The following is an 11,718-nucleotide window of genomic DNA, read 5'->3' as shown; positions in this document are numbered from 1 at the left end:
GGAATTGCTCAGGCGGGCATTGCCCTTGACACGACGCGACCCATACCGACAAATCCTCGAGGCGGCCCAGCGCGCCCGGGTGGTGGTGTTCGCCGGCGACCACGGTGTCGCCCGGTCGGGGGTGTCGGCCTACCCGCCGGAGGTGACGGCGCAGATGGTCGCCAACTTCGATGCCGGCGGGGCCGCGATCAACGCCCTGGCCGACGTCGCCGGGGCGACGGTGCGGGTCGTGGACCTCGCGGTCGACGCGGACCCGCTGACCGAACGGATCGGCGCGCACAAGGTGCGGCGCTCCAGCGGCGACATCCGGGTCGAGGACGCGTTGAGCGACGAGGAGACCGCGCGGGCGCTCGCCGCCGGCGCCGCCATCGCCGACGAGGAGGTCGACGCCGGCGCCGACCTGCTGATCGCCGGCGACATGGGAATCGGAAACACCACGCCCGCAACGGTATTGGTGGCCGCGCTGACCAACGTCGAGCCGGTCGTCGCCGTGGGTTTCGGGACCGGGATCGATGACGCCGGGTGGGCCCGCAAGACGGCGGCGGTCCGCGACGCCCTGTTTCGCGCGCGGCAGGTGCTGCCCGATCCGGTCGCGCTGCTGCGCCGCGCCGGGGGCGCGGACCTGGCCGCGCTGGCCGGCTTCTGCGCGCAGGCCGCGGTCCGACGCACACCGCTGCTGCTCGACGGGATGGCGGTGACGGCGGCCGCGCTGGTCGCCGAGCACCTGGCACCGGGTGCGCGGCTGTGGTGGCAGGCCGGTCACCGGTCCACCGAGCCCGCCCACGGTTTGGCGCTGACGGCGCTGGACCTGGATCCGATTCTCGACCTGCGGATGCGGCTGGGCGAGGGCACCGGCGCCGCGCTCGCGCTGCCGGTGCTGCGGGCCGCGGTGGCCGCCCTGTCGTCGATGGCGACCTTCACCCAGGCCGGTGTTTCCGACCGCGCCGACGGTCCCGATCAGGCCGCTCCCCCGTCGTGATCCGTTCGCTGGCAACGGCTTTCTCGTTCGGGACGGTGCTGCCCGTCCCGGGCAACGCGCCGATGGGTCGCGGCGCAATGACCGCGCTGCCGGTGGTGGGCGCCGCGCTGGGGGCGCTGGCCGCGGCCGTGACCTGGGGTGGCGTGTGGGTGTTCGGCCGGTCCAGCCCGCTGCCCGGGCTGCTCGCGGTCGCGGTGCTGCTGCTCGCGACCCGCGGCCTGCACGTCGACGGCGTCGCCGATACCGCCGACGGCCTGGGCTGCTACGGGCCCCCGCAGCGGGCGCTGGCGGTGATGCGTGAGGGGTCGACCGGGCCGTTCGGCGTCGCGGCCGTGGTCGTGGTGATCATGCTGCAGGCACTGGCGTTTTCGGCGCTGGGGGCCGCGGACCGGGTGGTCCCCGGGGTGGTCGCGGTGGCCGTGGCGGTTTTCGCGGGCCGGGTGACCGCGGTGCTGGCCGGGCACCGGTCGGTGCCGGCCGCCGGCGGCAGCGCCCTGGGCGTCCGGGTCGCCGGAAGCCAGCCGACCCTGGTGGTGACGGCCTGGGTCGCGGTGCTGCTGGCCGCCTCGCTGCCGGTCGGGCCGCGGCCGTGGCAGGGGCCGGTGGCGGTGCTGCTTGGCCTGGGCTGCGGGGCAATCCTGGTGCGGCACTGCGTGCGCCGGTTCGGCGGCATCACCGGCGACGTGCTGGGCGCCGCGATCGAGCTGACCACGACGGTGACCGCGGTGCTGCTCGCGGGTGCGGTGCGGTTCTAGACCCGAGCGCCCGGCCAGCCGGGCGCGAACATCCGACCGCCCGGGCAGCCGGGCGGCGGTGCGGTTCTAGCTGTACTGCCTGGGCAGTACAGCTAGCCCAGCTTTGCCATCCAGCCGTGGGTGTCGGCGAAGGTGCCGCGCTGGATCCCGGTCAGCGTGTCCCGCAACGCCATCGTCACCTCGCCGGGCTGGCCGTCGGCGACGGTGAATTCGGTGTCGCCGTATTTCACGTGCGAGACCGGCGTGATGACCGCGGCGGTGCCGCAGGCGAACACCTCGGTGATCTCCCCGGCGGCGGCCTTCTTCTGCCATTCATCGATGTCGATCTTGCGTTCCTCGACAGAGAATCCGGCGTCAATGGCCAACTGCAGCAAGGAGTTCCGCGTGATGCCGGGCAACAGCGAGCCGGACAGCTCCGGGGTGACCAGCCGCGCCGATCCGCCGCTGCCGAACACGAAGAAGATGTTCATCCCGCCCATCTCTTCGACGAAGCGCCGCTCGACGGCGTCCAGCCACACCACCTGGTCGCAGTCGTTGGCCGCGGCCTCGGCCTGGGCCGACAGCGACGCCGCGTAGTTGCCGCCGAACTTGGCCGCGCCGGTGCCGCCGGGGCTGGCCCGCACGTATTCCGTCGACACCCAGACGGTGACCGGGCTGATGCCACCCTTGAAGTAGGCGCCGGCCGGCGAGGCGATCACCAGGTAGCGGTACCGCTTGGACGGCCGCACACCCAGCCCGGGCTCGGTGGCGATGACGAACGGACGCAGGTACAGCGCCTCCTCGCCGCCGGCCGCCGGGACCCAGGCGTTGTCGACGGCGATCAGTTGGCGCAGCGACTCCATGAACAGCTCTTCGGGCAGCTCCGGGATGGCGAGCCGCCGCGCCGAGGACCGCAGCCGGGCGGCGTTGGCCTCGGCGCGAAACGACACGATCGAGCCGTCGGCCCAGCGGTACGCCTTGAGCCCCTCGAAGATCTCCTGCGCGTAGTGCAGCACGATCGCGGACGGGTCCAGCTCGATGGGGCCGTACGGGACGACGCGCGCGTTGTGCCAACCGCCGCCGGCCTCGTCGTAGTCGATCGACACCATGTGATCGGTGAAGTACTTGCCGAAACCCGGCTCGGCCAGGATGGTTTCGCGTTCAGCCTCAGTTGCCGGACTTGCCGAGCGCGAAACCGTGAACTCGAGGGAGCCACTGGTCATTGGCCGATTGTATATCCGCCTACCGAATCGGATTTCGCCCGCACAAGCGGCGCGGCTAGCGGGTTTTCACCGCGACGAAAGGCGGGCGCACCACTTCGCATGCCGCGGGGCGGCCGCGGACGTCGACGGTGATCTCCTGACCGTCCTCGACGCCGGCATCGGCATCGATGAGCGCCAAGGCGATCCCGGCCTGCAGCGTCGGCGAGAACGTGCCCGAGGTGGTGACGCCCACCGGCGTGTCGCCGGCGAGCACCGTCAGCCCGGCGCGCAGCACGCCGCGACCGACCATCCGCAGCCCGCGCAGCAGCCGCGCCGGGCCGGCCTCCTTCTCGGCCAGCAACGCGTCGCGACCGAAGAACGCGTCCTTCTTCCAGCCGATCGCCCAGCCACAGCGGGCCTGCAGCGGCGAGATGTCGAGCGCGAGTTCATGGCCGTGCAGCGGATAGCCCATCTCGGTGCGCAGCGTGTCGCGGGCGCCCAGTCCGGCCGGCTCGCCGCCGGCCGCGCCCACCACCTCGGCCAGGGCGTCGAACACCACACCGGCGGAGTCCCACGGCGGCAGCAGCTCGTAGCCGTGTTCGCCGGTGTAACCGGTGCGGCAGACCCGCACGGGCACGCCGGAGAACGAGGTGTCGGCGTACGCCATGTAGTCCATGTCGGTGGGCAGGCCCAGCTGCCCGAGCACGTCGGCCGACCGAGGTCCCTGCACGGCCAGCACCGCGAACGAGCGGTGCTGGTTGGTGATGGTCAGCGCGGCCGGGGCGACGGCCTGCAGCGCCTCGACCACGGCGGCGGTGTTGGCTGCGTTGGGCACCAGGAAGATCTCGTCGTCGTCGACGTAGTAGGCGATCAGGTCGTCGACGACGCCACCGGATTCGGTGCAGCACAACGTGTATTGCGCCTTCCCGCGCCCGATCCGGTTCAGGTCGTTGGTGAGCGCGGAGTTGACGAACTGCGCCGCCCCCGGCCCGCGGACCAACGCCTTGCCCAGGTGGCTGACGTCGAAGAGGCCGACCGCGTTGCGCGTCGCGTTGTGCTCGCTGACGGTGCCGGCATACGAGACCGGCATCAGCCAGCCGCCGAACTCGGCGAAATTGGCGCCCAAATCGCGATGACGGTCTTCCAGCGGTCCGTGCTCGAGCTCGCTCACGGCGTCCCACCCTAATCCGCTCCGATGCTGGCACACTTGGGCAGGTGTCCGAGTCGTACGACTTCGAGCAGCTTGAGGCCGCCGGGATCGCCAACCCGCGTGAACGGGCCGACCTGATCAAGTACCTCGACGACCTCGGCTTCACGGTCGACGACATGGTCGAAGCCGAACGGCGCGGCCGGCTGTTCGGGCTCGCCGGTGATGTCCTGGCCTGGTCGGGCCGCCCGATCTACACCGTGCAGGCCGCGGCCGAGGAACTCGGCATATCGGCCGAAGAGGTGGCGAACGCGTGGGCGTTGCTCGGCCTGACCGTCGCCGGGCCCGACGTTCCCGTGCTGAGCCAGGCCGACGTCGACGCCTTGTCGACCTGGGTCGCGCTCAAGGTGGTGGTGGGTGAGGCCGGCGCGCACGGCATGCTGCGGGTCCTCGGCGCCGCGATGGCCCGGCTCGCCGAGGCCGAGTCGACGGCGATCCGCGCCGGGACGCCGGACATCCAGATGGACCACACCCACGACGAGCTCGCCACGGCGCAGGCGTACCGCGCGGTCGCGGAGTTCGTCCCCCGGATCGGTCCATTGATCGATGTCGTGCACCGCCACCACCTGACCGGCGCCCGAACCCACTTCGAGGGCGTCCTGCGCGACACCTCGACAAGCGTGGTGTGCGGGATCGGTTTTGCCGATCTGTCAGGCTTCACCGTGCTCACGAACGCGCTTACCCCCGCGCAGTTGTCGGACCTGCTCAACGAGTTCGCGGGAACCGTCTCAGACGTGGTCCTGCGCGACGGCGGCCGGGTGGTGAAGTTCATCGGCGACGAGGTGATGTGGGTGAGCGCGTCGCCCGAGCAACTCGTCAAAGCGGCGGGCGATCTCGTCGACCACCCGCGGGCGCGCGAGGAGGGTCTGCAGGTCCGCGCCGGCCTCGCCTACGGCACGGCCCTGGCGATCAACGGCGACTACTTCGGCAACCCGGTAAACCTGGCCGCGCGCCTCGTGGCGGCCGCGGAGCCGGGACAGATACTCGCCGCGCCGACCGTGCACGAGAAACTGCCGAACTGGCCCGCCGTCGCCCATGGCCCGTTGACACTCAAGGGGTTTGACGACCCCGTGCCGGCTTTCGAGATGAGCGCCGGGACGCCACCGAGCTGAGGCCGATCCCGGTGACTAGGGTGGTTACGCGTGAGTACCGAACCGGCATACCAGGCCCCTTCTGTCACCGTCGCCTCCTCGCTGCCACGGCGCGCCGCCGCGTCCACCGTGCTGATCGTGCCCGTCGTCTCGACCGGCGAGGACGACAAGCCGGGCGCGGCCGTTGCGGCGGCCGAGCCGTTCCTGTCCTCCGACGCGGTCGGCGAGATCGAAGCCGGCCTGCGGGCGCTGGAGGCCACGGGCGGCGCCGAGCAGGTGCACCGCCTGGTGGTGCCGTCGCTGCCGGTGTCCAGCGTGCTGACCGTCGGCCTGGGCAAACCGCGATCCGACTGGCCGGCCGACACCATCCGTCGCGCGGCCGGGGTGGCCGCGCGATCGCTCGGCAAGACCGAATCGGTGCTCACCACGCTGGCCGAACTGCCCGGTGAGGGCGTCGCCTCGGCCACCGTCGAGGGCCTGATCCTGGGCAGCTACCGGTTCACCGAATTCCGCAGCGACAAGACGGCGCCCAAAGACCAAGGGCTGCGCAAGATCACGGTGCTGGCCACCGCGAAGGACGCCAAGGGCGACGCCGCGCACGGTGCCGCCGTGGCGACCGCCGTCGCCACCGCGCGCGACTTCGTCAACACTCCGCCGAGCCACCTGTTCCCCGCCGAATTCGCCAAGCGCGCAAGGGCTTTGGGTGAGGCCGTCGGCCTCGAGGTGGAAGTGCTGGACGACAAGGCGCTGCAGAAGGGCGGCTACGGCGGGATCATCGGCGTCGGGCAGGGCTCGTCTCGTCCGCCGCGGCTGGTGCGCCTGACCCACCGCGGTTCGAAGCTGGCCAAGAAATCCAAGCAGGCCAAGCGAGTGGCGCTGGTCGGCAAGGGGGTCACCTTCGACACCGGCGGCATCTCGATCAAGCCGGCCGCGGGCATGCACCACATGACCTCAGACATGGGCGGGGCGGCCGCGGTGATCGCGACCGTCGCGCTGGCCGCGCAGCTGAAACTTCCGATCGACGTGATCGCCACCGTGCCGATGGCCGAGAACATGCCGTCGGCCACCGCGCAGCGCCCGGGCGACGTGCTGACGCAGTACGGCGGCATCACGGTCGAGGTGCAGAACACCGACGCGGAGGGCCGGCTGATCCTGGCCGACGCCATCGTGCGGGCGTGCGAGGACAACCCCGACTACCTGATCGAGACGTCCACCCTGACCGGCGCGCAGACGGTGGCGCTGGGCGCCCGGATCCCCGGGGTGATGGGCAGCGACGAATTCCGCGACCGCGTCGCGTCGATCTCACAGCAGGTCGGCGAGAACGGCTGGCCGATGCCGCTGCCCGACGAGCTCAAGGAAGACCTGAAGTCCACGGTGGCCGACCTGTCCAACATCAGCGGGCAGCGCTTCGCCGGCATGCTGGTGGCCGGGGTGTTCCTGCGTGAGTTCGTCGCCGACGGCGTGAACTGGGCGCACATCGACGTGGCCGGCCCGGCATACAACACCGGCAGCCCGTGGGGCTACTCGCCGAAGGGCTCCACCGGCGTGCCGACCCGGACCATGTTCGCGGTCCTGGAGGACATCGCCGAAAACGGCTAGCCGGTCAGCCGTTTGAGCACCGCCCGGGCCAACTTGCGGCGCGGCCAGCCGGCCGCGCCGTCGGCGGCCAGAGCGGCGTTGGCCGCGTTGCGCCCGCACGCACCGTGCACCGAGCCGCCCGGCGTCGCCGACGCGCTGCCCAAATAGAGCCGCTCGACCGGTGTTTCGGCTCGGCCCATGCCCGGCGCGGGGCGGAAGACCAACATCTGGTGCAACTGCGCGGTTCCGCCGTTCAGCGCCCCGAGATGCAGGTTGGCGTCGTTGGCCTCCAGATCCGACGGCCGTTGCACGAACCGGTCGATCACCGCCGACCCGAAGCCCGGTGCATGCTCTTCGATGACCCGGTCCACCGCCGTCGCCAACCGGTCCGCAGACACGTCGTCGGACACGTTCCGCGGCAGATGCGTGTAGGCCCAGACACTTTCAGTACCGGCGGGCGATCTGCTCGGGTCTGCCGTGGTGGTCTGACCCAGCAACATGAACGGATGCTCGGGTATCACCCGGGTGTTCAGGTCGGCCATCCAGCGGGTCAGTCCATCACCGTCGGCCCCCAGGTGCACGGTTCCCACCGACCGCAGGTCTTTCGCCCGCCACGGAATCGGCTCTGCCAGTGCGTAGTTGACCTTCACCACCGGCGGATCCCACTCGTAGTGCCGGAGTTCGCGACGCAGCGCCTCGGGCACCGCGTCGGCGGGCAGCATGTCGCAGAACAAGCGCGGTGCCGTCACGTCGGCCACCACGGCACGACGGGCGGTCACCGATCGCCCCTCTGCGGTGGTCACCCCGACCGCGCGGCCGGCCTGCACGTGGATGCGAGAAACGTTCTGATTGCATTCGATTCGCGCTCCGGCCGAGCGGGCGCGATTCACCAGCGCCGCGGTGAGCTGGCCCGATCCGCCGACCGGCACCGGCCAGCCGACATCCTGGGCCAGCATCGTCATCAGGAAACCCATGGCGCCGCTGATCGGTGCATCCGGGGGGACGTCGGCGTGCATTGCATTGCCCAACAACAACACTCGCGGCGCCTCGCCCTCGAACAGTTGACTCGCCATCGCGTTAGCCGGCTGCACCAGCAGACGCGCGACCCGGGCCGCTTCCGGCGTGCCGAGCCTGCGCAGCAGCGCGAGCAAGGGACGCACCGGCGGGAAGGGCGCCAGCATCGCGTCGAGCAGTGGGCCCTTGATCTTGTTCCACAGCTCCACCAGGCGCCACCAGTTCTCGCCGTCGGCGGGCGTGCGCCGGGCGAATTCCGCTGCCGTCCGGGCGGGATCGTGGTACACGATGGGCGGGTCGTCGTCGGCGCCGTTGCGCGGGTGCCCGACCACCGTCGGCGCATGCGCCCACCGCAGGCCGTGATCCTCCAACCGCAGCGCCGTCATCGCCGGGGACGCCACCGTCATCGGGTAGAAGGAGCTGAACAGGTCGGTGATGTAGCCCGGTGTCAGCTCGGCGCTGCGCACCGCCCCGCCCGGTTCGGGCTGGGCTTCCAGTACCAACACGTCCCAGCCCGCGTCGGCCAGCATCGACGCCGCCACCAGCCCGTGGTGCCCCGCCCCGATCACGACGGCATCGGCGGTGTCACGCACGGTCACTTCACCTGGCTCGGCTCCAGGCGCTGCGCCAGCGCGGCCAGCCGCCACAGGCACTCCTTATTGCGCGGGTAGGCCGCCGCCAGCGCAAGGGAATCGGGAATGGCCGCCATCGGGCCCTCGGCGGGCACCTCGATCATCTCGATCCGGCAGCCCTGCGGAATCTCGTGCAGCAGCATGGTGATTCGCGCGGCGCCCAGCGGGCCCAGCCGGGCACGCAGCACCAGCTTGTGCGGCGGTTCGCTCTCCTCGACGATGGTCGCGTCGTTGATCACCAACGGCCAGATCCCGATCGAGTGCCGGATCGAGGAACCCGGCTCCGGCCAGTTCGGATCGACGGCCCGCATGCGGCTGTTGCCCACCACCCATTGGGTGTAGGTCCAGCCTTGGGCGAGCACCTCCCACACCCGCTCACACGACTCGGGTACCTCACGCGTTGCAGTGATCACCTCAGAACCCCTCCATGTCCTCGGTTATCGCGGCGGATACCCGGCAATCGGGGGGTTATGCGGCCTCAAGCTCGGGTTTACCGGGGGTGGACCGCGGCTAATCTCCCTAGCGGTCGAAATGCCCGACGACGAAAGGCGAAACCATGACGGTGCGACGGTTGATCATCGGTGTGGGCGCCGTGCTGTTGTTGGCCGGAGTCATCGGACTGCTGGCGCCGGTATCGGTGTCCGACAGCAACGGCCACTCGGTCGGCTGCGGAAACGCGGTGGCGACGGACCTTTCCGCGGCGCAGAGCGCGAACAACAGCAATGGAGCGAACATCCCCATTCTGAACCAGATCATCCCGCACACCGACTATGTCGCGCAGTGCCAGTCGTCGGTGGGCAGCCGGCGCGCGTGGGCGATACCGCTGGCGGTGCTCGGCGTCATCGCGATCGGTGCGACGCTGTTGACGGGACGTCGCGGGGCGAAACCGGGCGTTTAGCCGCCTCAGATCACCCGCATCCGCGCGGCGTTGCGCAGACCCTGCGGCGCCAGGCGCGAAAGGCCGTACAGCGCATAGGCTTCCGGCGCCACCGGGCGGATCGGCTTCTTCTTTTTGACCGATGACAGGATCGCGTTGGCGACCTTGTCGGGGCCGTAGTGCCGCAGCGCGAACATCTTGCCCAGCTGCCCGCGGCGGCCGTCGACGTCATCGGACTGCTTTCCCGCGGGCGCGTCGAATCGGGTGGTGTTGATGATGTTGGTGTCGATGACGCCGGGGCAGATCGTGGTGAGCCCCACCCCCGCGGCGTCGAGTTCGGCGCGCAGGCAGTCGGAGAACATGTAGGTCGCCGCCTTGGACGTGCAGTAGGCGTTCAGCGACTGCAGCGGGGCGTAGGCCGCCATCGAGGACACGTTGACGATGTAGCCGCCGGTGCCGCGCTCCACCATCCGCCGGGCGAACGAGCGGCACCCGTTGACCACGCCGCCCAGGTTGACGTCGAGCACCCGGTCGAACTGCTCGGGCGGGGTGTCCAGGAATCCGCCCGCGTGCCCGATGCCGGCGTTGTTGACGACGATGTCCGGCACGCCGTGCTCGGTGCTGACCCGCTCGGCGAACGATTCCACCGCCTGCGCGTCGGACACGTCGAGCACGTAGGCGTGCGCGACGCCGCCCCGGGTGGCGATCTCGGCCGCGGTGGCCTTCACCGCCGCCTCGTCGATGTCGCTGATCACCAGCTCTGCGCCTTCGCGGGCGAAGGCGAACGCGGTCTCGCGGCCGATCCCGCTGCCGGCGCCGGTGACCGACACCAGGGTGTCGCCGAACGACCCGCGGGGACGCCCCACCTGCGCTCGCAGCAGTGCGCGGCTCGGTTGCTTGCCCTCGGCCTGGTCGGCGAACTCGCGCACGGCCGCCGCCATCACCTGCGGATGCGACATCGGCGAGAAGTGGCCGGCCTGGATGTCGCGGCGCCACAGCCGCGGCACGAAGCGCGGGGTGCGGTCGTAGCCGTAGGGCCGCACGTATTTGTCCCTGGTGTTGACGATGAGCTGCACCGGCACGTCGATGACCGCGACGCCCTGCTTGCGACCGGAGAACGACCGAAAGTAGTTGGCGGGATAGGTTTTCACCGAATGGGCGGCGTCGGAGGCCAGCTTCTCGGAGTGGTGGATCTGCTCGACGGGGATGTTGTCGACCGCGTTGCGGCGCAGCGCCGCGACCGACATGGTCAGCCGGAGGAACAACGGCGCGAGCACCGGGATCGAGAAGAAGATCATGTAGGTCAGCCGCAGCGCCTGGCTGATCGCCCGGACGAAGGTGCGCGGCTTCCACGGGGCCCGCAGGCCGCTGAAGATGTAATCGACCAGCTGGTCCTGGGCGGGCCCGGACACCGACGTGAACGTCGCGACCCGGTCGTTGGCGCCGGGACGCTTCAGGTAGTGCCACACCCCCACCGAGCCCCAGTCGTGGGCCAGCACGTGCACGGGGCCGCCCGGGCTCAGCTCGCCGGTCACCGCGGCGAAGTCGTCGGCGAAGCGGTCCATGCTGTAGGCCGACACCGGCTTGGGCACCGAGGACAGCCCGACTCCGCGGTTGTCGTAGCGGATGATCCGGAACCGCTCGGCCAGCAGCGGGACGACCCCGTCCCACAGCACATGCGAGTCGGGGAAGCCGTGCACCAGCACGACGGTGGGGCCGTCCGGGTTGCCCTCTTCGTAGACCGCGATGCGGGCGCCGTCGGCGCTGTCGACGAAATGTTGGGGTACTTGTTGTGATGGCGGCATCTCCGACCTCCCCGCTCTGACTGCAGTGGCCACACCGTAGCAAGCGTGATCGGCGTCACCCGCCCGACGCGGGGTATCTGCCCTGGATGTATGCCGACAAGGGCGCAGTGACAGGATAGTTTTGGATTGCTACTTCGCCTTCCGCAAGAGCTGATCGACCCGCCCCGACCCACGAGCGATCGAGGAGTCAAAAAAGATGGCCTTCTCCGTCCAGATGCCGGCACTCGGTGAGAGCGTCACCGAGGGGACGGTCACCCGCTGGCTCAAACAGGAAGGCGACACGGTCGAACTCGACGAACCGCTCGTCGAGGTGTCGACCGACAAGGTCGACACCGAAATCCCGTCGCCGGCCGCCGGTGTGCTGACCAAGATCGTCGCCCAGGAGGACGACACCGTCGAGGTCGGCGGCGAGCTGGCCGTCATCGGCGACGCCTCCGAGGGTGGCGCCGCGGGTGGCGACTCGCAGCCGGCCGCGCCGGCGCCGAGCCAGCCGGAGCCGCAGGCGCAGTCCGCGGCCCCTGCCCAGCCCGAGCCACGTTCGCATGTCCTTCTTCACAGGCCGAGGTCGGCCTCGAAGGCTCCCTCTTCCAGCCGGTGCT

General features: G+C 70.6%; 11 protein-coding genes. 6 read left to right on the top strand and 5 right to left on the bottom strand.

What is annotated here, in order from left to right; genetic code table 11:
• Together cobT and A5708_RS24700 are read left to right on the top strand one after the other, a co-directional pair.
• Positions 1-979: nicotinate-nucleotide--dimethylbenzimidazole phosphoribosyltransferase (gene cobT / locus A5708_RS24705; RefSeq protein ID WP_231118009.1), on the top strand; the 979-nt coding region annotated here is incomplete at its 5' end.
• Positions 976-1,734 (top strand): adenosylcobinamide-GDP ribazoletransferase, encoded by a 759-nt coding sequence (locus tag A5708_RS24700; protein WP_065031133.1) that lies wholly within the window; start codon positions 976-978, stop codon positions 1,732-1,734. The genes cobT and A5708_RS24700, both read left to right, overlap by 4 nt.
• Before the next feature lie 92 nt (positions 1,735-1,826).
• On the opposite strand, the gene A5708_RS24695 is transcribed toward A5708_RS24700, so the two are convergent.
• Positions 1,827-2,936 carry a branched-chain amino acid aminotransferase gene (locus A5708_RS24695; RefSeq protein WP_065031132.1) on the bottom strand — a complete coding sequence of 370 codons (1,110 nt, stop codon included), beginning with the start codon at positions 2,934-2,936 and terminating at the stop codon, positions 1,827-1,829.
• Between the two features lie 55 nt (positions 2,937-2,991).
• Positions 2,992-4,086: a glycine cleavage system aminomethyltransferase GcvT gene (gene gcvT / locus A5708_RS24690; RefSeq protein ID WP_196772738.1), complete on the bottom strand. Its 1,095-nt coding sequence runs from the start codon at positions 4,084-4,086 to the stop codon at positions 2,992-2,994.
• A gap of 44 nt (positions 4,087-4,130) precedes the next feature.
• Here gcvT and A5708_RS24685 point away from each other — a divergent pair, with 44 nt between their 5' ends.
• Positions 4,131-5,234, top strand: coding sequence for an adenylate/guanylate cyclase domain-containing protein (locus A5708_RS24685; protein ID WP_065031130.1), 1,104 nt, complete (start codon positions 4,131-4,133; stop codon positions 5,232-5,234).
• A gap of 30 nt (positions 5,235-5,264) precedes the next feature.
• Entirely contained in the window at positions 5,265-6,812 is a 1,548-nt protein-coding gene (locus tag A5708_RS24680) for a leucyl aminopeptidase (protein ID WP_065031129.1), read from the top strand.
• On the opposite strand, the gene A5708_RS24675 is transcribed toward A5708_RS24680, so the two are convergent.
• Both A5708_RS24675 and A5708_RS24670 read right to left on the bottom strand, forming a co-directional pair.
• Positions 6,809-8,404, bottom strand: a complete 1,596-nt coding sequence (locus A5708_RS24675) for a phytoene desaturase family protein (protein ID WP_065031128.1) — start codon at positions 8,402-8,404, stop codon at positions 6,809-6,811. The two genes, A5708_RS24680 and A5708_RS24675, sit on opposite strands and share 4 nt — an antisense overlap.
• Positions 8,401-8,850 carry a hypothetical protein gene (locus A5708_RS24670; RefSeq protein WP_065031127.1) on the bottom strand — a complete coding sequence of 150 codons (450 nt, stop codon included), beginning with the start codon at positions 8,848-8,850 and terminating at the stop codon, positions 8,401-8,403. The genes A5708_RS24675 and A5708_RS24670 overlap by 4 nt, the downstream gene beginning before the upstream one ends.
• Positions 8,851-8,993: 143 nt before the next feature.
• Between A5708_RS24670 and A5708_RS24665 the strand changes: the two genes are divergently transcribed.
• A complete protein-coding gene (locus A5708_RS24665; protein WP_065031126.1) occupies positions 8,994-9,335 on the top strand; it encodes an aminopeptidase in 342 nt (113 codons plus the stop codon).
• A gap of 5 nt (positions 9,336-9,340) precedes the next feature.
• Here A5708_RS24665 and A5708_RS24660 read toward each other — a convergent pair whose 3' ends face one another.
• Positions 9,341-11,119, bottom strand: coding sequence for an SDR family oxidoreductase (locus A5708_RS24660; RefSeq protein ID WP_065031125.1), 1,779 nt, complete (start codon positions 11,117-11,119; stop codon positions 9,341-9,343).
• Between the two features lie 196 nt (positions 11,120-11,315).
• Here A5708_RS24660 and A5708_RS27710 point away from each other — a divergent pair.
• Positions 11,316-11,718: biotin/lipoyl-containing protein (locus tag A5708_RS27710; protein ID WP_331250459.1), on the top strand; the 403-nt coding region annotated here is incomplete at its 3' end.

The organism is Mycobacterium colombiense, assembly GCF_001672755.1.
GTDB lineage: Bacteria > Actinomycetota > Actinomycetes > Mycobacteriales > Mycobacteriaceae > Mycobacterium > Mycobacterium colombiense_C.
The sequence above is the reverse complement of the archived record's forward strand: the minus strand, read 5'-3'. Positions and strand labels throughout refer to the sequence as shown.